The sequence below is a fragment of the Bradyrhizobium sp. B097 genome (genome assembly GCF_038957035.1).
In the GTDB taxonomy this organism is placed as follows: domain Bacteria; phylum Pseudomonadota; class Alphaproteobacteria; order Rhizobiales; family Xanthobacteraceae; genus Bradyrhizobium.
The window spans coordinates 2,071,979-2,098,169 of sequence record NZ_CP152412.1; the positions used below are offsets into that span (position 1 = coordinate 2,071,979).

A 26,191-nucleotide genomic window follows, 5' to 3' on the forward strand; every position below is an offset into this window, starting at 1 on the left:
CTCTCCTCAATGCCAGATCAGCACCGCGCAGACGGTCGACACCGCGAGCCCGGTCAATACGGGGACCATCGCCGTCCGCACGATCTGGAAGACGGGGACGCGCGCGAAGCCGGCCACTGCGATCAGCGACGACCAGGCCACCAGCGTGCCGCCGCCGGTCCACACCGCGCCCATCTGGCCGATCGCGGCGAGCGTCGCCGGCTCCATTCCGACCGACGGTGCCAGCGCGCCCGACAGTGAGCCGGTCAGCGGCAAGCCGGCAAAGCCCGAGCCGTCGATGCCGGTGATCATGCCTGATATCAGGATGCCGAAGGCGACGAAAATCTCGTTGCCGGGGATCCAGGCCTGCGCGGTCTGGATCAGTTCGAACAGGAGGCTCGGCGCCTGGGCCGCGGGTACCCCGAGGATCGGGGCAGACAGGCTCGGCTCGGCGCCGAGAAAGAAGAAGCCCGCGATCGGCAGCACGGAGCCCATCGCCTTGAATGCGAAGACGAAGCCTTCGGTGACATGGTCGGCGCTGGTGTCGAGGAATTTGCGCAAATCATCGGTGATGAAGGATGCGCAGATCATCAGGATCGCGGCGACGCCGCCGACCAGTGCGGCAGCGTCGCCGCCCTTGAGGTCGTGGCCGACGCCGAGCTTGGCCAGCACCATCACCGCGATGACGCAGAGAAAGGCGAGCGGGGTCGCAACCGCAAAGAATTTCGACCAGCCTTCGCGGCGCGTCGGTACTCCGGCGAGCTCCTTGTCGATCTGCGCCTGGGTCGCGAGCGGCCGCTGGCCGTCGGCGGTGCCGCGTGCGATCTCCGCCTTGTCGAAGCTGCCTTCCTGCTCCAGCCGTGCCAATTCGCCATTGCTCGACTGCGCCTGCCAGCGCTCCAGCAGCCGCTCGTCGGGCTTGGTGATCGACTTGCGGATCGAAAGATAGGCGAGCGTCAACGCGATGCCGCCGGTGATGAGGGACAGCACCAGCGCGCGGTCCGCGACGGTGGCGGCGCTGACCGCGGCGCCGGCCGCCTTGGCGCTGATCCCGGGCGCAACGCCGATCACATAGTCCGACGACAGCGCCATGCCCTGTCCGGCGATCGCGATCGCAATGGCACCGCCGAGCGGCGACAGGCCGGCCGCAATCGCCGCGGGCAGCAGCACCGCGGAGACCAGCGGCACTGCCGGTGTCGGCCAGAAGAACAGCGAGATCACATAGGTGATGGCGGCAAGCACGAAGTAGGCGGTGTGTCCGCTTTTCATGATGGCGCGGAACGGTTCGACCATGCGAATGTCCGAGCGCAGCACCTTGAGCGCGTTCAGCAGCGCCGTCATCAGCGCGATCACCAGGAAGATGTTGAACAGCTCCTTGGCGGCGGTGAAGCTCGCGTTGAAGACGCTGGCGAGCGCTGCGACCGGGCTGTGCGTCCAGGCCAGCGCGACCAGGAGTGTCGCGACCACCGACGGCACCACGACGTTGGCGCGCCAGATCATGGTGAGAACGATGACGGCGACGCCGAGCAAATAGACCCAGTGCGCGGCAACGATCGGAGCGTGCTGCATGGTTGTTGCTTTCCCCTCTAATGCGGCGAATAATGTATACTGTATTCCGCAATGGCAAGCGCAAATTGCGAGCTGGCGATCCATGCGTCGAAGAAGGATGGGAGCGTCTCCGACCGCATTTTTGTGCAACGGAAGCACAAAATAGCGGCGATTCAATGCGGTCGGTGTCGGGTGGGAGGGATGGCGGGGAACCCGGCCTTCGATGTTGACAGGCGCAAAGATAGTATACAGTATACCGAAATAGCCGACCGAAACGGACCGATGGTCCGTTGCCGGGCGGCGATTTCTTCACGGCACAGGAGCGCCACGATGCAAAAGCTGATGGATCACGTGGAATTTCGAGCGGCCCTCGAAAATGCCATCAAGGGAAAGAGCGCCAACAAGGCTCCGTTCAGCGTCGCCTGGGCGAGCGGCAAGCTCAGCCGCGCGCATCTCGCGCGCTGGGCCGAGAACCACTACCACTATGTCGGTCCGTTCGCCGACTACCTCGGCTACATCTATGCGCGGATGCCGGAGCAGTACCAGGAAGCCAAGGACTTCCTGCTCGCCAATATGTATGAGGAAGAGATCGGGGGCGACCGTCACACCGATCTGCTGATCCGCTTCGCGGAGGCCTGCGGCACGACCGCGGCGCGCATCAAGAACCCCGACAACATGACGCCGACGACGCGCGGGCTGCAGAGCTGGTGTTATGCGGTCGCGATGCGCGAGGATCCGATCGTCGCAGTGGCCGGCCTCGTGGTCGGTCTGGAGTCGCAGGTCCCCTCGATCTATCGCAAGCAGACGCCGACCCTGCGCGAGAAGTACAAATTCACCGACGAGGAAGTCGAGTTCTTCGACCTTCACATCGTGTCGGACGAGATTCACGGCGAGCGCGGCTACCAGATCGTGCTCGAGCATGCCAATACGGTCGAGCTGCAGCAGCGTTGCCTCAAGATCTGCGAGATCGGCGCACAGATGCGGCTGCTCTATACCACCGCGCTGTACCACGACTATGTCGCAAACGACATTCCGCTGGCGGAGCTCGATCTGGCCAGCGGTGTGTCCGCTAAAGAACGCGTGCTGTTGCAGGCCTGAGTCGCGGGGAGCAGCGGCGCGATGCCCAACGTCATCTTTCACCGCAACGGCGAGACCTTTGTCGGCGAGGTCAAGGAGAACACCAATCTGGTGGTCCGCGCCGGCATCCGCCAGTTTCCCTATCCCAACTTCCTTTACGGCTGCGGGATGGGGAAGTGCGGGAAGTGCGCGTCGCTCATCATCAAGGGCGGCGAGCACTTGCCGGAGCCGAACTGGAAGGAAAAGAAGCGCCTCGGTGCCAGGATCGAGCAGGGATATCGCCTCGCCTGCCAGCTCTGGCTCACGCATGACGTTGAACTGTCGCAGGAGGCAGCCCCGCTGGTCGACGTCGTCGCGCCGGCCGGCGCCGCGGTTGGGAGGACGTGACCGATGTACGTGATACTGACGAGCAAGCCGGGGCAGTTTCGCACCGAGATCGCTGACGGCCTGCGGCCGCTCGCGGCCTACGACTACCTGTTCTACGGCATCAGGAAGGCGACGTTCGTGATCGCCGAGCTGCTCGAGGAGACCAAGGTCAGGGTGATCGACGAGGCCTGGTCGCCGCCGATCGTGAACGAGGTGCCCTCGAAATTCCTCGAGAAGTTCGAGACGCCCGAGCGGGCGCTGCACGAACTCGAGCACCTCATCACATTCGGTCACATGGACACCAAGCTGCGCAAGCGCTGAGCGGATGGCGGGATGATCGAAGTCACGTTTCTGACCAATGGCGGGAAAACCGTCACTGCCGCGGAGAACAGCAATCTGCTGCGCGTCTCGCTGCGCGAGCAGGGCGGCATTCCGTTCAAGTGCGGCGGCGGCCTGTGCGGAACCTGCAAATGCCTGATCGAGAAGGGCATCGAGAACACCGATGCGATCAAGCCGAAGGAGCGAAAGCACCTCACCGACGCGCAGTTCGCCGCCGGCTATCGGATGGCGTGCCAGACCTTTCTCACCGGCAGCGTGAGCGTGTCGTGGGTGCCGAAAGCCGCGGTGCCGGCGGCTCGACCTGTAGCTGTTGACGGCGAATGAGCGCGGCTTGATGGCATGCAGCCGGCGGTCTAAATACGCAACAGCGGTCATTCGGCCAGGACTCTGGCAGCTCGTTGGACCTCCGGTGTCCATGCATTGAGCGAAGCGCGGCCGGACAGGTCGGTTCATGGCAGGCAAGCTCGGAAGCTCCAAACGTCTCGGCGACGACTACCTCTCCCTCCACGGCAGGGTGATCGAGGAGCTGCGGCAGGCGATCCTGAGCCGGCGGCTGAAGCCCGGCGAGCGGCTCGTCGAGGGCCGCCTCGCCGATGAGCTCGGTGTTTCCCGCAATCCGGTGCGCGAAGCGATCCGCGTGCTGGAGTCGGAGGGGCTCGTCGAGGTGACCGCGCGGCGCGGTGCCTCGGTCATCACGATGAGCGATGAGGAAGCGCGCGAGACGGTCGAAGTCCGCGCGCTGCTCGAGGGACAAAACGCGCGCCTGGCTGCGCGGCGCCGCGAAGAGAGCATCATCAAGCGGATCGCGGCGGTGTTGAAGCAGGGCAACGAGGCGGTCGCGGGACGGCGCTACGACCTGTTGTCGGATCTCAACCAGCAATTCCATCATGAATTGGCGGAGGCCGGCCGCAACCGCGTGCTCGCCGATCTGCTGAAGCGGCTGCGCGAACGCACGGCGATGCTGTTCTCGCCCACCGATCCGGTGCGCCAGGCGCGGACCTGGGATGAGCACGCCGCGATCCTGCGCGCCATCATCGCCGGCGACGAGCGCGCCGCCGCCACGCTTGCCGCCGAGCATGTGATGCGCGCCGGTGCGGATTTTCTCTCGAGCCTCCATGTGCCCGATGAGGAGACCTCGCTGGAGGCGGCGTCGGCGAAATACGGCCTGCCGTCCGGCTCCCGCGTGGATCAGACGGCGACCAAGCCGGCGCGCCGGAACCAGCAGCGCGCCGGTACGCGGCGGCGAAAAGCAGAGAGCTGAACGCGCCCGTCGCATTGATGGTTTGTGGCCGCCGATCCTGCGGTGAAAGGTCCGGTGGTACCGCTCCGGATCGCCGGCTAACTTTCTTGACCGTATCTGCCACGCTCGCTACGTCTCTTCCCAATGCTGGGCAGGGGCGCAACTCTGCCGGCCGCGCCGCATGGCCGGGGGAAACCAATGAACAACAACAAGGATGGCGCATCGACGAACGATGTCGCCGAGTATGATTACGTGATCGTCGGCGCCGGCTCGGCCGGCTGCGTGCTCGCCAACCGCCTGAGCGCCGACGGCAGGCACTCGGTGCTGCTGCTCGAGGCCGGGCCGAAGGACACTAACATCTGGATCCATGTCCCGCTCGGCTACGGCAAGCTGTTCAAGGAAAAATCCGTCAACTGGATGTACCAGACCGAGCCCGAGCCCGGCCTGAACGGACGCCAAGTTTTCCAGCCGCGTGGAAAAGTGCTCGGCGGCTCCAGCTCGATCAACGGGCTGCTCTATGTGCGCGGCCAGCAAGAGGACTATGACCGCTGGCGGCAGCGCGGCAATGCCGGCTGGGGCTATGACGACGTGCTGCCCTATTTCAGGAAGGCGGAGGATCAGCAGCGCGGCGGCGACAAATATCACGGCGCGGGCGGCCCGCTGCCGGTGTCGGACTGGCGGCACCACGATCCGCTGTCGGAAGCCTTCGTGCATGCCGCGGCCGAGGTCGGCATCCCGACCAATCCGGATTTCAACGGCGCGACCCAGGAGGGCGCGGGCTTCTTCCAGACCACGACGCGGCGCGGCCGGCGCGCCTCGACGGCGCGGTCCTACCTGCGGCCGGCGCTGACGCGCGGCAATCTGCATGTCGAGACCTCGGCGCTGGCGCAGCGCATCCTGTTCGACGGCAAGCGCGCGAGCGGCGTCGCGTACAGGCACAACGGACAGTTGCGGACGGCCAAGGCACGCAAGGAAGTTCTGGTGTCGAGCGGCGCGTATAACTCGCCGCAATTGCTGCAGCTCTCCGGCGTCGGCCCCGCCGATCTGTTGAAGCAGCACGGTATCGAGGTTCTGCTCGATGCGCCCGGCGTCGGCAACGACCTACAGGATCACATGCAGGTGCGCATCGTCACGCGCTGCGCCCAGAGCGTCACGCTGAACGACGTCATCAACAATCCGGTGCGCCGCGTCATGGCCGGCCTGCGCTACGCGGCGTTGCGCAAGGGGCCACTGACCATCGCGGCCGGCACGTCGGGGGCGTTCTTCAAGACCAGTCCGCGGCTGGCGTCGCCGGACATCCAGATCCACTTTCTGCCGTTCTCGACCGACAAGATGGGCGAGAAGCTGCATGCGTTCTCGGGCTTCACGGCTTCGGTCTGCCAGCTGCGCCCGGAGAGCCGCGGCTCCTTGAAGATCCGGAGCGCGGACCCGGGCGTGCCGCCGGAGATCCGCATCAACTACCTGGCGACTGAGACCGATCGCCGCGCCTTCATCGACGGCATCCGCATCCTGCGCAAGATCCTGGCGGCGCCGGCGCTGAAGTCATACTCGGTCGGGGAAGTCGATCCCGGCGCCAAGGTGGTGAGCGACGACGATTTGCTCGATTTCTGCCGCCGAACCGGCAGCACGGTCTATCATCCGACCTCGACCTGCCGGATGGGCAGCGATGCGCTTGCGGTCGTCGACCAGCGGCTCAAGGTGCGCGGTGTCGAGGGTCTGCGCGTCGTCGATGCGTCGGTCATGCCGGACCTGATGTCGGGCAATACCAACGCGCCGACGATCATGATCGCGGAGAAGGCGTCGGATATGATTCTGGAGGATGCAAGGTAAGACGTGATCCGTCATCCTGAGGTGCGAGCGCAGCGAGCCTCGAAGGATGCACGGCCACAGACGGGCCGTCGACCCTTCGAGGGCCGCTGAAGGAGCGGCCACCTCAGGGTGACGGTGAGACGGCGGTGTCGTGGCCCGGATGGAGCGAAGCGTAATCCGGGGCCGGTCCATCGACGGAGGAGGGAGAGCCGGGCCGTCGACCCTTCGAGACGCGCGCAAGGGTGACGGTGATAGAGTGGGCTACGGGCCGATAGGCCGGGCTATCAGGCCTCACCCCTTATACGCGCGGACCCGTGCGACCATCTGCTCGACATGGGCGATCGGCGTCTCCGGCAGGATGCCGTGGCCGAGATTGAAGATCAGCCGCCCCTTGCCAAAGTTCTCCAGCACATCGTCCACCGCGCGGTCGAGCGCGGCGCCGCCGGCGATCAGGGCCAGCGGATCGAGATTGCCCTGCACGGCGACGCGACTCTGCACGCGCTCGCGGATCATCGACGGCTCGGCGGCCCAATCGATCGAGACGGCATCGACGCCGGTTTGCTCGACATAGGCCGGCAGCATGCCCGCCGCGCCGCGCGGAAAGCCGATGATCCTGGCACCGGGGACCTGCTTGCGCACCCCGGCGACGATGCGCCGGGTCGGCTCGATCGACCAGCGGGCGAACTCGCGTGGCGGCAGCACGCCGGCCCAGGTGTCGAAGATCTGCAGGCAATCGGCGCCGGCCTTGAGCTGCCCGACGAGATAGTGGATCGAGTTCTCGACCAGGACGTCGATGATCTTGGCGAAGGCGTCCGGATGGCGGTAGGCGAGCATCCGCGCCGGCGCCTGGTCCGGCGTGCCCTGTCCGGCCACCATGTAGGTCGCGACCGTCCATGGCGCGCCGCAGAAGCCGATCAACGTAATGTTCGGCGCAAGCTCGCGGCGGACGCGGCGCAGAGTTTCAAAGACCGGCTCGAGCTTGTCGAAATTGGCCTGGGTGGCCAGCGTCGCGATCTCGCCGGGCGTTGCCAGCGGATCGAGCCGCGGCCCTTCGCCGGCCTCGAAGCGCACCGAACGGCCGAGCGCGTAGGGGATCACCAGGATGTCGGAGAAGATGATCGCGGCGTCGAAGTTGAACCGGCGGATCGGCTGCAGCGTGATCTCGGTGGCGAATTCGGGCGTGAAGCAGAGATCGAGGAAGCCGCCAGCCTTGGCGCGCAGCTCGCGATATTCCGGCAGATAGCGGCCGGCCTGCCGCATCATCCAGAGCGGCGGCACGGCTTGCCGGTGGCCCGACAGGAGGTCGATGAGCGGCTTTGTGGTGGGATCCTGGGGCACGCGAAAGTTCCTGATCAAGGTCAAAATTTGGCCCCTGATACACGCTGCGGCGCAATGGGCCAAGGCGGTTCTGGAACCCCGGTTTGCGCGGGCGCGCTGCAAGGCCGGATTGGAGGATCCCTTCCCGGCCTCCGATCCGGTCAGTGCCACGCAGCCGGCGCCGTTGAGGCACGACGGCAATCCGGACAATTAGCTGGTATATCCCGGGGATCGCTAACCACGATGCGAAATGAGTTCAGCCATGCGAGAACGGCTCACTGCGGAGCGGTGGTTCGAAGCGCACCGCGCCCGCGGTGTGGGGCGCGATCGTCGCGGCAGGAATCGCCGTATCGTGATGCGCTGGACCGGCTAGACCGGACCGCTTTCGGGGCGCTGCACCCGGTCAAATTCGAAGGTCACGCCGAGCCGGCGCTCCAGCCGCCAGACCAGAATGCAGTGCCGCCGGATCGGTTCGCTCTCGATCTCGAGATCGAACGCGAACGGAATTGCGACGTCGCTTTCCACGGCCAGCCCCGCGCCGCCGGTCGAGATGTTGAGCACAAGACATCCGACGCTGGTGGTGCGGAAGAAGATCGTTCCGCGCTTCATCAGGACGGTTCGCTGGCTGTCGGTCTTGTATCTTTTTATTGTTGTACTCACGCCAGTCTCCTACCCCGATGTGATGCCCGTCGCGCTCAGTCCCCTAGTTCACCAGCACCGCGCCGTCGCAGCGAACGCCCAGCACCCAGACGTCGACCTGGCCGAGCCCGATGCCGAGCGTCGAGAGCAGCGTCGCCAGCACCTGATCGATCGGGCTCGTCACGGCGTTGAGGATGCCCATGACGAGCGCGCCCAGTCCCGGGATCGGGAGCCCGAGCGGGCCGACATTGATGGTGAGCGAGAGGTCGCCGAGCAGGGTTGATGTGAGCGACGTGAGGAAGTTGGTGGTCGTCACCGTCTTCTTCGTGCCCGACTGGATGTCGCTGTAGCTGAAATTGACGTTGGTCGGCGTGGTGTTGCCCATGCCGGCATGGGCGAGGCCGGTGACGGTGACGAGGCCAAGATTGACCAGCAGCGCCGGCGGCGGATTGGGCTTGGTCGTGAAGTTGGTCATGTCGGCAACCGTGACGTTGCCGATCCAGGCGTCGACGATTCCCGGCGTCACGCCGATCGTGACCTGCGAGGTGTTGATGTTCGGATGGCCGCAGGACACCGCGTTGAGCGTCGCGGTGCCCGAGGCGACCTCGACATAGACCGGGAGGTTGATCGCGGAAACGCTGCCGGAGCCGAGCACATTGATGGTCGCCAGGATCCTCGTCTGCGCGGTGTGGACGCTGACGCCCTGGGTGCCCATCGCGATCCAGCTCGAGCCGACCGGACGCTCGCCGATCGTTGCGATCACGGATACGTTGGCGATGCCGGGCAGGCCGAGATTGATCGAGGTTGCGATCTGATGGTTGCCGTTGGCGATCTGCGCCACCGTGTTGATGAGGTCGAAGACCGAAACGCTGGCGCCGACCTTCGGTTTCTGGCCCACCGTGAGGTTGGCGAAGGGGCCGAGATCGACCAGGGTGCCCGGCGAAATCTTGGTTGAGGAGCCGGTGACGGCCTGGGAGATCGTCGACAGTGCGGTCGTCGCCGCGCCCGCGCCGTTGGTGATCTGCTGTGTGGTCAGCGCGGCCGCCATGATATCGCCGACCTTGAGGTTGCTGCTCAGGAGGTCGCTATAGGTGACGCCGGTCAGGTTGACCCGGGTTGCCAGCGCCGACAGGAAGTCGAGGGCATCGATCTTGGCGCTGATCAGCGAATTGTAGTCCATCACCGAGAGCGACAGCGTGGTGCCGAGCATGGAGCCGAGCAGCGCGTTGAGCGCCCCGCCGTTGACGGAGAGCAGCCGCGACCCGATCGCGAACGAGGCCATTTCGGTTGACGTCGCGGTCGCGGTCGTCGTGATGTTGAAGCTGCTCGCGCCGGTCAGATAGCGCGCGAAGTAGAGCGGGGTCTTGGTTGTCAACGTGACGCGCGCGGCGTTCGGAATGCCGACCGCCGGGGTCACGAAGCGGGCCTGCGGCGCGATGGCGCTGCTTGCGGTGTAGGTCCCGGTCTCGACCTTGACCAGCGCGCTGGCCGGATAGTTGTTCTGCGTCACCGTCGCGGAGGCGGCGTTGACCGGATTGCTCAGATTGGCGGCTGCGACGATCGCGGCGAGGTCGGCGGTGCTCTGGGTCTTGCGCCGGTCGGCGAAGATCGTGCCGAGATCGATGGCAAGCCCGGCGCACCCGATCAGGAGCGTCATCAGGCCGGCCGAGATCATCGCGAAGTTTCCTCGTTCGTCGGCGCCGAAGCGCCGCATCAGCATGAGGATGCCCCTCATGCTAGAATCCCCCGTACTGGATCGCCGCGGAGCGGACGATGGTGCTCGCCGGAGCGGGGACGAAAGGCAGCTTGTAGATGAAGTTGCCGGCCGCGTTGTAGTTGACCGTCACGACGTAGACGTTGGCGTTCAATGGGGATGGTGCGGCATTGACGGTGAGATTGCTGGCGACGAGCAGCGGATAGGTCGAGGCGTTGGCGGTGACGTAGCTCGTCGCGAGGCTGTTGCGTTCAGTGTCGGTCATTCCGGCGATCGACGACCGCGCCGCTTCGGCGGCGAGTTGCTGGACGCCATGCACCATCGCGAGATACGAACCGAATACAATGATGCCGAAAATGAAGGCGAGAAACAGCGGCAGCATCAGCGCAAATTCGACAGCAGAAGCGCCGCTTCGACAGCGAAATAACCTGGTCATGGCACACCTCGAAACGCAAACAGGGCGCCACGTTGCGAGGCTTTGATTAAGGAAAACTATGAAAACGCTTCCGCGAATCAGTGACGTCAATTCAGATGAATGGCAGCGTTCAAACTTATTGGGTGGGCGACACGTTATGGGGCGATCAGGATTTTTGATGCCGTGTCCGCAGAAACCCGGGGTCTGATTGTGTTGAGGTGCTGCATGCGCGTGCAGATGCAGTCGTCCGATACCGTAGCACTACGTGGCAATGCACGTAACAATACATATGACCTGCATTCACGGCGCCGTCGCGACAAATTGAAACTAAACGAAAGTGCAACCAAATGTTAGTATAGCTGAATCACATACTGGAGAACGTAATTGCGTCCCGTGCTGAGATTGGAGGGCTCGCGATGCACAGACCACGTCAGCATTTGAATATTCCTACAGAGATCGTTCGCACCGTCGTTGCGATTGCGGAGACGGGAAGTCTATCGAAGGCCGGCGAGCGTCTCGGCCTCAGTCAGCCGGCGATCAGTTCGCAGGTCAAGCGACTGCAGAGCCTGGTCGGCGGTGCGCTCTTCGTCAGAACGGCGAACGGCACCACGACGACGGAGCTCGGCAAGGTTGCCGTGCAGCAGGCAAGGCGAATCCTCGAAGCGAACGACCAACTGCTTCGGCTCGGCGGCAATCACGAAGGACCGCAGCCGTTGCGGCTCGGAATGAGCACGATGCTCGCCGACGAATTCCTCAAGCTGCATCCGGCCGACGCACTCGCCGACGTGCTGGTTCACGCCGACATGTCGCCGATCGTCATCAGAGGATTGATCGACGGCTACATCGACATCGCCTTCGTCTACAGCAACCCTTCGCTGGAGAACGAAGACGAGGTGACGATCGCCGCCGAGGCCGACGAGCGCTCGGTATGGGTGCGATCACGCGATTTTGTTCTGCGGCCGGGCGCCCCGATCCCGATCCTGGCGTGGCCGGGTGACGACTGGATGATCCGGACGCTCACCAAGCACAACATCTCGTACAAGATCGTGTTCAGGAGCCCGAACCATCAGCTGCGACTCGAAGCCGCACGGGCCGGATACGGCCTGACGGCGTGCCCCGAGCGGATGATCCCGTCCTCGCTGATTTCGGCGAAGGACTATTATCTGCCGGAGCTTCCGCTGCAGAAGCGCATGCTGTGTGTTCGCCCGGGCCTCGAGGGAAGCCGCGCAACGGCGATGGTGCAGCGGTTGTCCAGCCTGTTCTTCAGCGGCGCGAAGCCGATGCGTCAGGTGAGCAACATGTAATCCGGCGCCGCCGGGCTCCGGCGGCACCGATCAGTAGTGCGGTGGGCGCTCGTTGGCGGGGCCCGGCGCCTGGCGTTCGGCCTCCTGAAGCCGGTCGCGCAGCTCGGCGAGCTGGCGCGTCAGCGCGTCGATCTGCTTCCATTGTGCCGTGATGGTCTGGTTCAGCGTCTCGATGGCTTCATCCTGGTAGGTCAGGCGGACCTCCAGCGCATCGATCCGTTCGTTCAGCTTTGCCGCGTCATTCATGCACGGCGTCCTCGCGTTCACGTTCACGCAGGCCGTGGCCGAGCGCGACCCGTTCGTCGAACACAAAACAGTCGCCGCGCCAGCGGCTGTCCTGCCGCGGCGTTTCCTCGAGATATTTCAGGATGCCGCCCTTGAGGTGATAGACCTCGCTGAAGCCTTGCGCGAGCAGATAGGCGCTCGCCTTCTCGCAGCGGATGCCGCCGGTGCAGAACATTGCAATCCTGCGGTGCTTCGCGGGATCGAGCTGCCGCGCGGCGAATTCCTTGAATTGTCCGAAGCTCGCGATCTTGGGATCGACCGCGCCTTCGAAACTGCCCATCGCGACCTCGAACGCGTTGCGGGTGTCGAGCACCATGACGTCAGGCGAGGCGATGAGCTCGTTCCAGTCGACGGCGTCGACATAGGTGCCGACCTGCCGCGTCGGATCGACCGTGGTGTCGCCGAGCGTCACGATCTCCTTCTTCAGCCGCACCTTGAGCCGCTGGAACGGCATCTGCGCGGCTTCGGAGAATTTCAGCTCGAGATTGTCGAGGCGGCCGCCGAACAGCGGCCCGTCCTTAAGCTCCGCGACGAAGCCATCGACGGCTTCGTCGCTGCCGGCGATGGTGCCGTTGATGCCCTCATGTGCGAGCAGCACGCTGCCCTTGAGATCAAGGTTGGTGCAGAGCGCGCGCAGCGGCTCGCGCAATGCGCGGAAGTCGGGCAGCGCGGCGAACTGGTAGAAGGCGGCGACCTTGAGGGGCATGGCCGGGGTTTATCAGGCCAGCCAGACCGGCGAAACCCCGCAAAGCCATGCATTATCGGGATAATTCCTCTGGCATACCATGCATTGCCCTGCCAGGGATGAATGTGCCATGTACGTCGCATTCCCTTGGCATCCACCCGCCGCAGCAGCATCAGACCCTCACGATCAAGCGAGCTCTCCGTTATGAGGAATTTCCACTTCGCCGGCCGTTCCACGGTCCACGCCCAGAACGCGATGGTCGCAACGTCGCATCCGGAAGCGGCGCTGGTGGCCATCGACGTGATGCGCGCGGGCGGCACCGCCGCGGACGCTGCGGTTGCGGCCTGCGCGCTGCTCGGTGTCATCGAGCCGCAATCGACCGGCATCGGCGGCGACTGCTTTGCGCTGATCCAGCCGAAGGGCGAGGGCAAGATCACGGCCTATAATGGCAGCGGCCGGGCGCCGATGGCGGCCACCGCCGAGTGGTATCTCGAACGCAAGATCCATTCGGTGCCGCTGACCTCGGCGCATGCCGTCAGCATTCCCGGCGCGATCGACGCCTGGGACGTGATCCTCAGGGATCATGGCAAGTTCGGCTTCGACCGGCTGCTGCAGCCCGCGATCAAGGCCGCCGAGGAGGGCTATGTCGTCGCTCCGCGCATCGCCTTCGACTGGAAGAACGGTTTTGAGAAGCTGAAGAACGGCACCAACACCGAGCGCTATCTGCTGCCGCACGGCAAGCCTGCGGTCGCCGGCGACGTGATCCGCCAGCCCGAACTCGGCAAGACGCTGCGCGCGATCGCGCAAAAGGGTCGCGACGCCTTCTATAGCGGCGAGATCGCCGCCGACATGGTCGACACGCTGCGCGGTATCGGCGGCCTGCATACGCTGGAGGACTTTGCGGCGCATTCGACCGAGACGACCTCGCCGATCGGCACGATGTACAAGGGCTATGACGTCTGGCAGTGCCCGCCGAACGGCCCCGGCATCACCATGCTGGTCATGCTCAACATCCTGTCGCGCTTCGACCTGACCAAGTTCAAGCCGCTCAGCATCGAGCGCTTCCACCTCGAGGCCGAGGCGGCACGCATCGCCTACATGATGCGCGAGCAGTACATCGGCGATCCCCAGCACGCCCATGTCGATGTCGCCGGTATCCTCTCCAAGGAGTTCGCCGACGAGCACATCAGGAACATCCGGATGGACCGGCTGCTCGAATTGCCGAACGTCGCGCCGCCGATGAATCCCTCGACCGTCTACATCACGGTGGTCGACAAGGACCGCAACGTCTGCTCCTTCATCAACTCGATCGCGCACTCGTTCGGCTCGGCGATCGTCTCCAACAAGACCGGCGTCCTGCTGCAGAACCGCGCCGGCGGATTCCGCATCCAGCCCGGCCATCCGAACTGCATCGCGCCGGGCAAGCGTCCGCTGCACACCATCATCCCGGCGCTAGCCACAAAAAACGGCCGCGCGGTGATGCCGTATGGCGTCATGGGCGGGCAGTATCAGCCGGTCGGCCAGACCCGCGTGCTGACCAACATGCTCGACTATGGCTGCGACATTCAGGAGGCGATCGACATGCCGCGCGGCCTGCATTACGAGGGCGTCTACCAGCTCGAGCACAGCGTGCCGGCGGAGATCGTCGAAGGCCTGAAGAAGATCGGCCACAAGACCACCAGCGTGGTCGCGCCGCTCGGCGGCGGCCAGGGCATCTGGATCGATTGGGAGAAGGGCACGCTGACCGGCGGCTCCGATCCGCGCAAGGACGGCTGCGCGCTCGGCTACTGATCGGATCAACATCAATCAAGGAAGGACGTCCCAGATGCACTCTTCACGACGCACGATCATCACGACTGCATTCGCCGGCCTTGCGGCGGCAGTCTCCACGTCCATTGCCGGCAGGACGGCAATGGCCCAAACCGCAGGAAAGCCCATGACCACAGCTTCAGGCCTTCAGATCATCGACAGCAAGGTCGGCACCGGCGCCTCGCCGAAGACCGGCCAGACCTGCGTCATGCACTATACCGGCTGGCTCTACGAAAACGGCCAGAAGGGCAAGAAATTCGACTCCTCCGTCGACCGCAACGAGCCGTTCGAGTTTCCGATCGGCCAGGGCCACGTGATCAAGGGCTGGGACGAGGGTGTCGCCACCATGAAGGTCGGCGGCAAGCGCACGCTGATCATCCCGCCGAACCTCGGCTATGGCGCGCGCGGCGCCGGCGGCGTGATCCCGCCGAATGCCACGCTGATGTTCGACGTCGAACTGCTTGGCGTAAAATAACCGGATGGCCGTCAAGTAACCGGCCCGTAACAAGAGGGCGCAGCGATGAAGATTTCGATCCTCGACGATTATTTCGACACGCTGCGCACCCTCGATTGCTTCCGCAAGCTCGACGGCTACGACGTCACGATCTGGAACGATCATGTCCAGGACGTCGATGCGCTCGCCGAACGGCTGCGCGACACCGATGCGCTGGTGCTGATCCGCGAACGCACCCTGATCCGCACCCCGCTGCTTGAACGGCTGCCGAAATTGAGGCTGATCAGCCAGCGCAGCGTCTATCCGCATATCGACATCGACACCTGCACGCGGCTCGGCATCATCGTGTCGTCGGGCCAGCACGCCGATACGCCGTCCTATGCCACCGCCGAATTCACCTGGGGCCTGATCCTCGCGGCGATGCGCGCGATCCCGCAACAGATGGCGGCGCTGAAGGCCGGCAAATGGCAGATCGGCGTCGGCCATACGTTGCGCGGCAAGACACTCGGCATCTACGGCTATGGGCGCATCGGTGCCGTGGTCGCGGGCTATGGCAAAGCGTTCGGCATGAACGTGCTGGTCTGGGCGCGCGAGGCGGCGCTGGCGAAGGCGCGCGCCGATGGTTATGAGACCGCCGCCAGCAAGGCCGATTTCTTTGCCCGCTGCGACGTGCTGTCGCTGCATATGCGGCTGGTCGACGCCACGCGCGGCATCGTCAAGGCGGAAGACCTCGCGCGAATGAAAGACACCGCGCTGATCGTCAACACCAGCCGCGCGCCGCTGATCGAGCCGGGCGCACTGGTCAACGCGCTGCGCGCCGGCCGGCCCGGCATGGCCGCGATCGACGTCTACGAGAAGGAGCCGCTGCGCGACACGTCGGATCCGCTGCTCAACATGGACAATGTGGTCTGCACGCCGCATCTCGGCTACGTCTCGCGCGACGAGTACGAAATCCAGTTCACCGACATCTTCGATCAGGTCGTGGCCTACGCCGCCGGTACGCCGACCAATGTCGTCAATCCGGATGTGCTGGCACATCCGCGCCCCCGCGGCTGACCAGTCGCTCATGCTTGAACGGCGGCTCGATGGGCCGGCCGTCTCATCTCTCGTTCAGCGGGTCCAGTGAGCCGCGGCGGTCACTCTGCTGACGGCATGTCTGACGATCCTCTTGACGCCGCCGAGTGCCTTCTGTCCCTTGCCCTTGGCTTCCAGGATCGCGCCTCTGCCCTGCATCGCCGGAGAACCGGTGACCTTGCCAAGACGCCGCTTGAACCTGCCGATTGCCTCGTTGGCCGTGCCCTTGACCCTGTCGGTCGTGCTACCCATGAAATTACTCCTTCAGAATACGCTGACACAACGCGCCGGCACATGGCGATGTTCCGATTTGGCAATGTTCCGATTTTGCGCTCGCCTGCGGGGGTGCTTTTCGGTAGCGTTCCAGGCCACGAAACTTGACCAACGAAAGCAAGAACGATGAGCGGTTCCCACGATCACACCCATTCCCAAGATCATCACCATCACGACGACGAGCGCTGGAAGCACGACGGCGTCCGGGTGATTCCGGGTAACCAGCTCGATCCGAATGTGCCGTCGACCGCCGGCATGGACCGCAAGGCCGCGATCAACTTCGCCCGGGTCGGCGCGCAGAAATTGTGGGCCGGCACCGTCAGCATCAAGCCGGACGCCAAGACCGGCGCGCATCATCACGGCCATCTCGAAAGCATCATTTATGTCGTGAAGGGCAAGGCGCGGATGCGCTGGGGCGAGAAGCTGCAGTTCACTGCCGAGGCCGGTCCCGGCGATTTCATCTTCGTGCCGCCCTACGTGCCGCACCAGGAGATCAACGCCAGTCCCGACGAGGTGCTGGAATGCGTGCTGGTGCGTTCCGACGGCGAGGCGGTTGCGATTAATCTCGACATCGAGCCGGTCGAGAAGCCGGAGAACGTGCTCTGGGTCGATCCGGTGCACCGGCATCCCGACGAGAAGAAATAACGTCGCGGCGCAGCCGCGACGAAAGACAATAACAACAAAAGCAGGGAGGCCAGCATGACGCTCGTTCGTTACGAGAGCGCCGACCACATTGCGACCATCACGATGGAACGCAACGATAAGCACAATGCGCTCAACAACGCGTTGTGTACCGAGCTGCGTGACGCTTGGCTGCGGTTTCGGGACAGCGACGATCGTGTCGCGGTGCTGGCTTCGTCGGAGGAAAGGTATTTCTCAGTCGGCGCCGATGTTGGTGATCTCCCCGCCAACATGTGGCACGCCGTGCCTGGCCTCGGCGTCGAACTGGACAAGCCGGTGATTGCCGCGACATCCGGCTGGGTCGTGGGTGGCGCCTTCGTGCTGGTCCAGATGGCCGATCTGTGTGTGGCGTCGGAGACGACGCGCTTCATCTACCCCGAGGGAAAGATCGGCACCACCGCGGGCGGCGTCTCATCGGTGATGGCGCGGATGCCGCACAAGATCGCGATGGAGTTTCTGTTGGTCGGCGACGAGATGTCGGCGGAACGCGCCTTCCAGATCGGTTTCGTCAACAAGGTCGCGCCGAAAGGTCAGCACCTCGCGCTGGCGCAGGAAATGGCTGCGAAGATCGCCGGCAATGCACCGCTGGTGGTCCGCGCGTTGAAGAAGCTGGCCCGCGAGGCGATGCCGAAGGGCCCCCTTGAAACAGTCGCCGACGCGCGGCGGCTGCTCGATGAGGTCAGGGACAGCGAGGATCTCAAGGAGGGCGTGAAGGCCTTCGCCGAGAAGCGGAAGCCGAAGTTTACGGGAAAGTAGGGCGAGAGGGCGTTCTCGCTGTTTTCGTCATTCCCCGGTGCGCAATAGCGCACCTGAGGGCTCGCGAAGCGAGAGCCCGGAATCCATCCCACCACACAATATGCGGCCAAATGGATTCCGGGCTCGACGCTTGCGCGTCCCCCCGGAACGACTGGTTCAAGCAAACACCCGGTGATCGATCGCCCCGTTCGGCACCACATAGCCGTAACGCGTGTTCGACGGCTCTACGCCGGCCTTCTCGTACTGCGCCTTCATCATCGCAAAGCGATCACCCTTGATGTCGAGCATCGCGCGCTTCGGCTGGATGTTGTAGAGCCGGGCATTGTTGTCGCCGAAGATAGCCGTCTTCACCGGTCCATCGGCGGGTCCAAGCGGCGCATAGCCGAACTTCTTCTGCATCACTTCGGGGATTTCCAGCCGCCGCAGGCCCTCGATCTGCCATTGCGGCGCGCCGGTCCACAGCGCGTCGGTGCCCCAGCAGACGTGGTCGACGCCGAGGCCCTTGATCAGGGTGCCCATCAGCGCGGCGCAGACATTGGGCTCGGCGACCAGCGTGGTCGCGAACAATTGCCCGACGTCGCCGTAGACATTGTTGACGCCGTATTGCGCCGGGATGTCGGCGAGGTCGGAGGTCCAGGCGATCCGGCCGGTGCGCTCGAATTCGGCCAGCGCGACCTTGGGATCGCCACCGACATGGCGATAGGCCGAGTGGTAGATGACGAAGTTGAGCTGCGGCCAGTCCTTGGCCGCCTTGCCGACGTCGGCAACGTCGGCGAAGCCGCGCAAATTCGGATACTGCTTCTCGATCCCGGGGGGAAACAGTCCCTTGTGCACGCAGACATTCTTGATGCCCGCCTTGACCATCTTCTCATAACCCTTGTAGGCGACCTTCTCGTCGTCCAGCCGCCAGGGATAGCGGCTGATCTCCTTGTGGGTGTTGTCGCCGATCGTGTAGCCCTTGCAGGATTCCGGCTTCAAGGCCAGCGCAGCATCGAGCTTGTCGAGCCAGCCGGGCTGGCCGGGCGTGAAGATCGCGTGGCAGAACACGCGGCGCGAGCCGGCCTCGTCGTTCATCTGCTTGCGCGCATCGGCCATCTGCTCGTTGGTCAGGAACCAGTCCTGCTCGATGTCCGACGGCGCCGAGGAGATCAGCGCGATCTTGGTGTCGGAATCGAGAAACATCTCCTTCTTGTAGTTGTTGAACTTCAGATCCTCGATGGTCTGCTCGTGAACGTTGAGCTCCTTGTTCCAGCCGGCCTTGCCGACCGCCTTGCGCATTTCCACAAAACCCATGATGCGGGTGTCGTCGCGCAGGAAATGCGTGTGCATGTCCATGATGAACTGGTCTTTCAATCCGTTGGCGCGCTCCTGCGCCATCGCAGGCGTTGCGGCCTCGGCCGGCGTGACGTCGAACAACGGGCCATAGACCTGGTTCATCGCGACAAAGGAAGCGGCCATGCCGGCCGCGGTCTGGAAGAATTTTCGGCGATCGAGACCCTGTTTGCCGCCGAGATCGTCGGCCATCGCCAGCAGACGTGCCTCGACCTCGCGCTGCCGTTCGTTCTGCGGGTCGGGATAGAACTCGTCGCTGGAGACGATCTGGGTCGGGATCGGCGTCTGGTACTGGCACAGTTCGGAGGGCATCAAGGCGGCAAGTTCTTCGTCGGTGAGATTGCTGCTCATTCTTCGCTCCCGCATCGCGCCGGATTTTTCCGGTCGGAACGCGGCGGAGACTAGGACCAAGTCCGTCCATCGTCCGCGCCGATTGCCGGAAACCGCGTTCACAAAATCGTGCGCTGCATTTGCTGTCATTGCGAGGAGCGTAAGCGACGAAGCAATCCATACTCTTGATGCAAGCGGCGCCATGGATTGCTTCGCTTGCGCTCGCAATGACGGTTGTGGATGCTAACGTCGTGCAAAACCCGAGGGGCCGAACGAAGCCCCATCGCTCAGAGGGGAGGCGAACCATGACGCCAGCAGACCATTCGCGGCGCACCATCATCAAGGGTATCGGCGTTGCGACGGCAGCCGGTGTGCTCGGCGCAGCGCCGGCGCAGGCCGCGACCGCCGTTCCTGCCGAGGGAGAAATATGGAGCAACGAATATTGGGCGAAGAAGGGTGACATCCCGCTGTGGATGTTCCGCAAGCGGATCGGCGCGCCCAAACCGGGCGAGCCGGCGCGGCCCGTGGCGTTCTTCGTCCACGGCTCGTCGGTGACGTCGAGGGTGTTCGACCTCACGGTGCCCGGCAAGGGCGAGTATTCGCTGCTCAATGTCTTTGCGCGCTACGGCTTCGATTGCTGGACCATGGATCACGAGAACTACGGCAAGTCGGGCCGCACCTCGGGCAATGCGGATATCGCAAGCGGCGTCGAGGACCTGAAGGCCGCGGTCGAGGTGATCGCGCGCGAGACCGGCGAGAAGCGATATCACTTCATCGGTGAATCCTCCGGCGCGCTGCGGGCAGGTGCCTTCGCGATGGCCGCGCCCGAGCGCATCGACCGCCTGGTGTTCGCCGCCTTCACCTACAAGGGCGAGGGCTCGCCGACACTGGCCAAGCGCGCCGAGCAACTGGCGTATTATCGTAGCCACAACATGCGCAAACGCGACCGCGACATGATCCGCTCGATCGCGACCCGCGACAGGCCAGGCACGTCGGACCCCGCCGTGATGGAAGCCCTGGCCGATGTCGAGATGCAGTTCGGCGACCAGATCCCGACCGGCACCTATCTCGACATGACCGCCAATCTGCCGGTGGTGCATCCGGAGAAGGTGCTTGCGCCGGTGCTGTTGGTCCGCGGCGAATATGACGGGATCGCGGCGGTCCCCGATCTCGAGGAGTTCTTCAACAAGCTGCCGAATGGCGACCGGCAGTTCATCATCCTGCCCGGCACCGCCCATTCGGTGGCGCTGGCCATCAATCGTGAGCTGTTCTGGCATGTGACACGGGCATTTCTGACCATGCCGACGCCGATCGTAACCTGAAGCCGCCTGCGGCAGGACGCCGCAAGAAAAATCTGCGCGGCGATGTCGGGATCCGGCTATGCGGTTCGTCCTCGGGGCACAACCCGCAAAAAGGAGCGCCTTTCATGGCCAAGCCGACAATGATCTTCGTCAACCTGCCGGTCAGCAATCTCGCCCGTGCCACCGCCTTTTACGAGGCGATCGGCGCGACGAAAAATCCGCAATTCTCCGACGACACCGCCTCCGGCATGGTGATCTCCGAGACCATCCACGTCATGTTGCTGACACACGACAAGTTCCGGCAGTTCACGCCGAAGGCAATCGCCGATGCCAGGACCACGAGCGAGGTGCTGATCTGCCTCTCCGCCGAGAGCCGCGAGGCCGTTGACAGCTATGTGACCAGGGCGAAGGGCGCGGGCGGCACCGCCGATCCGTCGCCGCAGCAGGATTACGGCTTCATGTACGGCCGCAGCTTCGAGGATCCCGATGGTCACATCTGGGAGGTGATGTGGATGGATGTCGAGGCCGCGATGAAGGCGCAGTCTGCAGCCACCGCGTGAGCCGCCGCGCCATGCAGGCGTTCGAAGCCGACCATAAGCGACAGTTGGCAATCCGCCTGACGGATTGAGACAGCACTTCAGGCTGCGGAGATGCCGTCCGGCCGGACTTCGGTCATGGCCTGGACGGCTTTTCTCCCCTGTGGCAGGTCGGCTTGCCGGCAGCCTGGGACCGGAAAGTTCAGTTCGACCGTGGTGCCGCCTCCAGGCGTCTCGCAGAGGGAAACGGTGCCGCCGTGGGTGGTCATCACCTGGGAGACGATCGAAAGCCCTAGCCCCGTTCCTTCCGCGCGGGTGTTGCCGCGCTTGAAGGGCTCAAGCAGCAATTCGGGCTGACCGAGTTGGAGCCCCGATCCGTAGTCGATAACGCTCAACCGCGCCGGTGCTCCGACCTCGATGAGGACGGAGCCACCGGCGCCGCCATGCGTCACGGCGTTTCGGATCAGGTTCGAGAGCGCGACGGCGATCGCGGTTTCCGAGCCGCGCACCCAGACCGGGTGACGAGGCTCGGTGAACTCGACGTCGCTTCCGTTCTTCAACGCCATCGGCACGTGTTCGGCCGCAACCCTGCGCGCCAGCGCCGCAAGATCCATCTCGATCAGTTCGGCAGGTTCCGCGGAGATGCGCGCGAGCTGGAGCAGCATGGTGACGATCGACGACAGCTTCTGGTTCTCGGCGATCAGCCTGGCACGCAACGGAGCGTCCTCGACCTGCTCGAGTATGGTGCGCGCATTGGTCAAGGGCGTGCGGAGTTCGTGTGCCGCATTCGACAGGAAATTTCGTTGCGATTTCGACGCGACGTCTATTCGCGATAGCGCGCGATTGAAAGCCGCGACCAGAGGCAAGAGTTCGGCCGGTGCATCTTGTTCCGGCAGTCGGCGGCCATCCGAGACCCCATCGATCATCTCGGCGGCCGCCGCGACGGCCCGGACGGGGCGCGCGATGAGCGTCGGCACGAAAACCATCGCGGTAAACGCCGTCGCCGCCAGGACCAGGATGATGGGGAGCGCGACAATCGTCGCATCGGTGAGCATTCCGGTCGTCAGTTGCGCGGCCGTGTAGGCCACGCCACCGGTTTCAATCCACACCTCGCCCACGGGCGTGTTTCTGACGGCCGACATCTTCTTCAGATTGGTGGTTTCGCCGTCGAACGCGTAGGCGAGGAAACTCGTCCCGTCACGCGATGTCTGAGTCTTTTGCGGACGCCACTTCGGGATCGGGCCGTAGCTGACCTCTCCACTCTTGTCGGACACGACATACCAGAATGTCGGGAAATTGCGGGTGATCTCGTCCAGCCTCGACGTCCGCTTGAGCGCCAGCTGCCCGGTCTCGTTGCGGATGACGGCTTCCTTCAATGCATCGGCGACGTCGGCGGCGGCCCAGGTGCCGTCATCGTCGCCGCCAAATCGGATCAGCAAGGCTGCCGCGCAGAGCAGCATGATGGTCGTCACGGCGCCGATCAGCGTCGCGGACAGCACCGCGATCGAGCGATGGACACGCTTGAGCCTTTGCCACTTCAAAATCATCATTCGCCACTCAAGAGATATCCGAGGCCACGGACCGGTTTGATGACGACCTTGCAATTGGCCGCGCGGAGGCGCCGGCGCAGCCGCGAAACGTGAGCCTCGATCGCGTTTGATTGAATCTCGTCATCAAAGCTGTAAGCGGCAACTTCAAGGGTCTCGCGCAGGACGACGCGTCCAATGCGCCGGACCATCGCTTCCAGAATCGCCAGTTCACGCCGCGGGACAACAATGGGCGCGTGATCGACGCAGACCTCGCGATTGAGGACGTCGTAGCTCAGATTGCCGATGCGAACGATCGCCCCTCTATCGAGAAAGAGACGGCGCAGCACCGCCTTGGCCCGCGCGATCAGCTCGATCGGTTCGAATGGCTTGGCCACGTAGTCGTCCGCCCCGTCGTCGAGGGCGCGCGCAATATCGAGGGGGTCATCAAGCGCCGTCAGCACGATCGTCGCGGGGCTGGGCTTCTGCTGCTTCAGGTCGCGCAGCAAGGCCAGACCGTCGCCATCCGGCAGTCCACGGTCGATCACCACGAGTTCAAAGCTTCGCACGGCGACTGCGGCGCGCCCCTCTTCAAGCGTCGTGACCATGTCGGATGCGCCGAAGGCCGTAGCCAAGGTATCCCGCAGCCATGGCCCAAGCTGAGGGTCATCCTCCACGACCAGAACTCGCACCGCATTCTCCCAAGTGTGAACAATTGTTTCTATCATTACGGACGGATTACAATAAGATTACGGCCGGGAAGAAAACCGCGGTGTCCACACGAATGCGTTGATGTGATTGGTCTTTTCCTTGTGACTCTGGAGGCATTCTCGAACGGCCGCGGTGATCGGATCGACACCTGATGGGGGCTCGTCCGAAAGACTCAATCAGGGGTGCCGCGCACATCAGCGCTCCAGGGCCGATCAGCGTCATGACAGCGAGCGAGCTTTCGCATGCGCATCCCCTCTCAGCGATGTCCCCGCCAGAGGCGTCGATCAACATGACCGGTGAATGACGGCGCGTCGGCGCGCGCAAGAATAGGTCGGGAGGCGTGAACGGAGCCACGTCAGGCTGTCGTAATGGTCACTGTGAAAAGCATGGCGGACAACGCGGCTCGCATCGCGCTCTCCGATCTCCGTCCCCAGGCTTCCGAACATATGCCGGTCGATTTTGCGTTCTCAGCGATGGCCAAGCGGTCGGATCGCAGCCCGGCGTCATGGCGCCGTCCGTTCAATCGATGGTTGGAGGGAATAGAGGCAGGGTGGTCGGTGCCGCTGCTGCTCGCCTGCTTCGTCGGCATCTGGACGGTGTATCTGTCGGTGGCCTATCACGGCGCCGGCCTGCATCCGGACGTGCTGGAGACCTGGACGTATGGCAGGCATTTCGCATGGGGTTATCCCAAGCATCCGCCGTTGATGGGGTGGACGACCGGCGCGTGGACCTCGGTCTTTCCGCTGACCGACTGGTCGTTGCAGCTGATGGCGATGACCAATGCGGCGTTGGCTTTATGGTTCGTCGATCTCATCGCAAGAAGGTTTGTGACCGGGCACAAGCGCCTGATCGTGCTGCTGCTGCTGATGCTGACCCCGGCATACCAGTTTCACGCGCAGCGCTTCAACGCCAACGCCGTGTTGCTCGCGGTCTGGCCGCTTGCAACCTACTGCTTCCTGCGCGCCTTTGAAACGAGGGCGCCGCTCTGGGCGATTGCTGCGGGTATCACGGCGTCGCTTGCAATGCTGGGCAAGTATTACTCCATCTTCCTGATCGCCAGCTTCGTGTTGTCGGCAATCATCCATCCCTCGCGACGAGCCTATTTCACGTCCAGTTCGCCCTGGATATCCACTGCCGTCGGGCTGATTGCGCTATCTCCGCATCTGCACTGGCTGGCCACGACAGGCGCCGAGCCCATCCATTATGCCGCGACGCATGTGGGGGCCGGTTTTCCTGCGTCGCTGCCGGATGCCGTCAATTTCCTGTTGGGCCTTGCTGCGGCGACGAGTGTGTCCGCCGTGACGTGGGCGATGATCGCCGGGTATCGAATCAAGCGGCTTCCGCGCGATCTCGCGGCGGCGGACCCCAACCTGAAGCTCATCGGCCACGTCGCGATCGGCACGATCGCTCTTCCTTTCATCACGTCCATCTTGCTCGGCACCGACTTGCCGTCGCTATGGGCGCTTCAGGGATTGTTCCTGCTCGCGGTGCCGGTCGTGTGCAGCACGCGTTATCCGATCGAGCGGTTCTACACGGTCAATGCAGCGCTGCTGGTTGCCGGAATAGCAATCGTTGCCGCCGTGATGGCGGCCCCAGCCCATGCGCTCTACCGCAACAGCTACGGCTATGAGGAAGGGCGAAACGTCTATCACCAGGCGGCAGACAAACTCACCCGGCTGTGGCACGAGCAGATGGGCACGCCGCTGTCGATCGTCGGCGGCAACGATAGCCTTGGGGTTGCGGTGGCCTTCTACAGCGCCGATCACCCGCATTATGGCGACCCTTTCGCCTACCAATATTCATTGGCATTGCCTCGCGAGGTGACGCCGGAGCGCGGCTGGGCGGCGCTCTGTTTCGATGATCAGGACGATTGCCTTGAATGGACCGGGCGAATGGCAGCTCACGCCGGAAGCCATGTCAAACGCGAGTTTTCCGTTCAATCGAGCCTGTTCGGAATTCCAGGCATCAAGCGAAACCTCGTTGCATTCCTGGTGGCACCGCTTCGTGAGCCGGACGATGCACCGTCAAGCCTCGTCAATGATGCCGGTCAGGGCGGAGGATATGTCTCTCCGCAAGCAGATCCGCCGCCACGCGCGGAGCCGGATGTCGCGCTGCCGGAAAATCAGCCGCCGGGAAATGCGCCGCAGACGAACGATCCAGGAGCCAACATGCTCGTGGATCAGCGAGCCATAAGGCTCTTCGTCGTGCTGCGTTGATCAGGCTTGTTCCCGGAATGCCGCCGTGATGATCGCACCCGTAATCTTGCGGTAATCGGCTCCCGCTTTATCGGCGGCGGGGTCAAGGGCGTCGTATCACGAAGGATAGCGGTCCATGCTTATCAGGTTGGTTTGCATCAGCCTCGGCGTTTGCGGAGTCATCGGTGCCACCGCGGTCGCGCAGACATCTCCATCAACGACCGGTTCAACTCACCCGGCAACCGCAACACGGCCATCGATCAGTCGCGCCGACAAGATCAACCTCAACACCGCTCCTGTCAGCGAGCTGGTGAAGCTTCCGCATCTCAGCGTGCGCGGCGTCACTGCGATCACGGAGGCGAGAGCAAAGTCAAAGTTCAAGGATTGGAATGATTTCGTGGCCCGACGGGTTGTGCCGCGATTCGTCAGGAGCGAGCTCAAGGAGCTCGTTACGTTCTAGAGGGCCTCTGTCGATCGCTGCCAAGGCGCGGTCGTT

The 26,191-nt window shown here is 63.9% G+C and carries 27 protein-coding genes; 16 read left to right on the forward strand and 11 right to left on the reverse strand.

Annotated elements, in window-relative coordinates; genetic code table 11:
• Positions 1–6: 6 nt before the first annotated feature.
• Positions 7–1,548 carry a hypothetical protein gene (locus AAFG07_RS09555; RefSeq protein WP_342727055.1) on the reverse strand — a complete coding sequence of 514 codons (1,542 nt, stop codon included), beginning with the start codon at positions 1,546–1,548 and terminating at the stop codon, positions 7–9.
• 309 nt (positions 1,549–1,857) lie between these two features.
• Between AAFG07_RS09555 and AAFG07_RS09560 the strand changes: the two genes are divergently transcribed.
• The 6 genes from AAFG07_RS09560 (at position 1,858) to AAFG07_RS09585 (ending at position 6,379) form a co-directional block, all read left to right on the forward strand.
• Entirely contained in the window at positions 1,858–2,625 is a 768-nt protein-coding gene (locus tag AAFG07_RS09560) for an iron-containing redox enzyme family protein (protein WP_342727056.1), read from the forward strand.
• 21 nt (positions 2,626–2,646) lie between these two features.
• Complete coding sequence (locus tag AAFG07_RS09565) at positions 2,647–2,991, forward strand: 2Fe-2S iron-sulfur cluster-binding protein (protein ID WP_092124472.1); 345 nt, start codon at positions 2,647–2,649, stop codon at positions 2,989–2,991.
• Positions 2,992–2,994: 3 nt separating this feature from the next.
• Positions 2,995–3,291, forward strand: a complete 297-nt coding sequence (locus tag AAFG07_RS09570; RefSeq protein ID WP_342727057.1) for a ferredoxin — start codon at positions 2,995–2,997, stop codon at positions 3,289–3,291.
• A 12-nt stretch (positions 3,292–3,303) separates the two neighbouring features.
• Complete coding sequence (locus AAFG07_RS09575; RefSeq protein ID WP_092124474.1) at positions 3,304–3,633, forward strand: 2Fe-2S iron-sulfur cluster-binding protein; 330 nt, start codon at positions 3,304–3,306, stop codon at positions 3,631–3,633.
• Between the two features lie 127 nt (positions 3,634–3,760).
• A complete protein-coding gene (locus tag AAFG07_RS09580; protein WP_342727058.1) occupies positions 3,761–4,570 on the forward strand; it encodes a GntR family transcriptional regulator in 810 nt (269 codons plus the stop codon).
• 177 nt (positions 4,571–4,747) lie between these two features.
• A complete protein-coding gene (locus AAFG07_RS09585) occupies positions 4,748–6,379 on the forward strand; it encodes a choline dehydrogenase (RefSeq protein ID WP_342727060.1) in 1,632 nt (543 codons plus the stop codon).
• A 270-nt stretch (positions 6,380–6,649) separates the two neighbouring features.
• Here the strand turns inward: AAFG07_RS09585 and hemE are convergent, their stop codons facing one another.
• The 4 genes from hemE to AAFG07_RS09605 form a co-directional block, all read right to left on the reverse strand.
• Positions 6,650–7,696 carry a uroporphyrinogen decarboxylase gene (hemE, locus tag AAFG07_RS09590; RefSeq protein ID WP_342727061.1) on the reverse strand — a complete coding sequence of 349 codons (1,047 nt, stop codon included), beginning with the start codon at positions 7,694–7,696 and terminating at the stop codon, positions 6,650–6,652.
• A 348-nt stretch (positions 7,697–8,044) separates the two neighbouring features.
• Positions 8,045–8,335, reverse strand: coding sequence for a hypothetical protein (locus AAFG07_RS09595; RefSeq protein ID WP_342727062.1), 291 nt, complete (start codon positions 8,333–8,335; stop codon positions 8,045–8,047).
• A gap of 43 nt (positions 8,336–8,378) precedes the next feature.
• On the reverse strand, positions 8,379–10,049 hold the full coding sequence (locus tag AAFG07_RS09600; protein WP_342727063.1) for a pilus assembly protein TadG-related protein: 1,671 nt from the start codon (positions 10,047–10,049) through the stop codon (positions 8,379–8,381).
• A gap of 1 nt (position 10,050) precedes the next feature.
• The gene (locus tag AAFG07_RS09605) at positions 10,051–10,464 is read right to left on the reverse strand and encodes a TadE/TadG family type IV pilus assembly protein (RefSeq protein ID WP_229166077.1); all 414 of its coding nucleotides are present in this window, start codon (positions 10,462–10,464) and stop codon (positions 10,051–10,053) included.
• A gap of 395 nt (positions 10,465–10,859) precedes the next feature.
• Between AAFG07_RS09605 and AAFG07_RS09610 the strand changes: the two genes are divergently transcribed.
• On the forward strand, positions 10,860–11,747 hold the full coding sequence (locus AAFG07_RS09610; RefSeq protein WP_342727064.1) for a LysR family transcriptional regulator: 888 nt from the start codon (positions 10,860–10,862) through the stop codon (positions 11,745–11,747).
• Between the two features lie 30 nt (positions 11,748–11,777).
• Here AAFG07_RS09610 and AAFG07_RS09615 read toward each other — a convergent pair whose 3' ends face one another.
• A complete protein-coding gene (locus tag AAFG07_RS09615; protein WP_342727065.1) occupies positions 11,778–11,993 on the reverse strand; it encodes a SlyX family protein in 216 nt (71 codons plus the stop codon).
• A complete protein-coding gene (locus tag AAFG07_RS09620) occupies positions 11,986–12,738 on the reverse strand; it encodes a rhodanese-related sulfurtransferase (protein ID WP_342727066.1) in 753 nt (250 codons plus the stop codon). The genes AAFG07_RS09615 and AAFG07_RS09620 overlap by 8 nt, the downstream gene beginning before the upstream one ends.
• 183 nt (positions 12,739–12,921) lie before the next feature.
• On the opposite strand from AAFG07_RS09620, the gene ggt reads away from it, so the two are divergent.
• Genes ggt through AAFG07_RS09635 form a run of 3 tightly spaced genes read left to right on the forward strand, consistent with a single transcriptional unit; the run spans position 12,922 to position 16,036 of the window.
• Positions 12,922–14,508: a gamma-glutamyltransferase gene (gene ggt / locus AAFG07_RS09625; RefSeq protein ID WP_342727067.1), complete on the forward strand. Its 1,587-nt coding sequence runs from the start codon at positions 12,922–12,924 to the stop codon at positions 14,506–14,508.
• Between the two features lie 34 nt (positions 14,509–14,542).
• On the forward strand, positions 14,543–15,001 hold the full coding sequence (locus tag AAFG07_RS09630) for an FKBP-type peptidyl-prolyl cis-trans isomerase (protein WP_342727068.1): 459 nt from the start codon (positions 14,543–14,545) through the stop codon (positions 14,999–15,001).
• A 45-nt stretch (positions 15,002–15,046) separates the two neighbouring features.
• Complete coding sequence (locus AAFG07_RS09635; protein ID WP_342727069.1) at positions 15,047–16,036, forward strand: D-2-hydroxyacid dehydrogenase family protein; 990 nt, start codon at positions 15,047–15,049, stop codon at positions 16,034–16,036.
• Between the two features lie 54 nt (positions 16,037–16,090).
• On the opposite strand, the gene AAFG07_RS09640 is transcribed toward AAFG07_RS09635, so the two are convergent.
• Positions 16,091–16,306, reverse strand: a complete 216-nt coding sequence (locus tag AAFG07_RS09640) for a CsbD family protein (RefSeq protein ID WP_342727070.1) — start codon at positions 16,304–16,306, stop codon at positions 16,091–16,093.
• Between the two features lie 147 nt (positions 16,307–16,453).
• Here AAFG07_RS09640 and AAFG07_RS09645 point away from each other — a divergent pair, with 147 nt between their 5' ends.
• Both AAFG07_RS09645 and AAFG07_RS09650 read left to right on the forward strand, forming a co-directional pair.
• Complete coding sequence (locus AAFG07_RS09645) at positions 16,454–16,972, forward strand: cupin domain-containing protein (RefSeq protein ID WP_342727071.1); 519 nt, start codon at positions 16,454–16,456, stop codon at positions 16,970–16,972.
• A 54-nt stretch (positions 16,973–17,026) separates the two neighbouring features.
• Positions 17,027–17,764: an enoyl-CoA hydratase-related protein gene (locus tag AAFG07_RS09650; protein WP_342727072.1), complete on the forward strand. Its 738-nt coding sequence runs from the start codon at positions 17,027–17,029 to the stop codon at positions 17,762–17,764.
• Between the two features lie 156 nt (positions 17,765–17,920).
• Here AAFG07_RS09650 and AAFG07_RS09655 read toward each other — a convergent pair whose 3' ends face one another.
• Positions 17,921–19,447 carry an amidohydrolase family protein gene (locus AAFG07_RS09655; RefSeq protein WP_342727073.1) on the reverse strand — a complete coding sequence of 509 codons (1,527 nt, stop codon included), beginning with the start codon at positions 19,445–19,447 and terminating at the stop codon, positions 17,921–17,923.
• 284 nt (positions 19,448–19,731) lie between these two features.
• Here AAFG07_RS09655 and AAFG07_RS09660 point away from each other — a divergent pair, with 284 nt between their 5' ends.
• Positions 19,732–20,748, forward strand: a complete 1,017-nt coding sequence (locus AAFG07_RS09660) for an alpha/beta fold hydrolase (protein WP_342727075.1) — start codon at positions 19,732–19,734, stop codon at positions 20,746–20,748.
• Between the two features lie 104 nt (positions 20,749–20,852).
• A complete protein-coding gene (locus AAFG07_RS09665) occupies positions 20,853–21,287 on the forward strand; it encodes a VOC family protein (RefSeq protein ID WP_212315653.1) in 435 nt (144 codons plus the stop codon).
• Between the two features lie 77 nt (positions 21,288–21,364).
• Here the strand turns inward: AAFG07_RS09665 and AAFG07_RS09670 are convergent, their stop codons facing one another.
• Positions 21,365–22,810, reverse strand: a complete 1,446-nt coding sequence (locus AAFG07_RS09670) for a HAMP domain-containing sensor histidine kinase (RefSeq protein WP_342729103.1) — start codon at positions 22,808–22,810, stop codon at positions 21,365–21,367.
• Positions 22,810–23,481, reverse strand: a complete 672-nt coding sequence (locus tag AAFG07_RS09675; RefSeq protein WP_050401724.1) for a response regulator transcription factor — start codon at positions 23,479–23,481, stop codon at positions 22,810–22,812. Before AAFG07_RS09675 ends, AAFG07_RS09670 begins: the two co-directional genes overlap by 1 nt.
• A gap of 465 nt (positions 23,482–23,946) precedes the next feature.
• Between AAFG07_RS09675 and AAFG07_RS09680 the strand changes: the two genes are divergently transcribed.
• Together AAFG07_RS09680 and AAFG07_RS09685 are read left to right on the forward strand one after the other, a co-directional pair.
• The gene (locus AAFG07_RS09680; protein ID WP_342729104.1) at positions 23,947–25,716 is read left to right on the forward strand and encodes a glycosyltransferase family 39 protein; all 1,770 of its coding nucleotides are present in this window, start codon (positions 23,947–23,949) and stop codon (positions 25,714–25,716) included.
• Positions 25,717–25,831: 115 nt separating this feature from the next.
• Positions 25,832–26,155, forward strand: coding sequence for a hypothetical protein (locus AAFG07_RS09685; protein ID WP_342727076.1), 324 nt, complete (start codon positions 25,832–25,834; stop codon positions 26,153–26,155).
• The last annotated feature ends 36 nt before the right edge of the window (positions 26,156–26,191 follow it).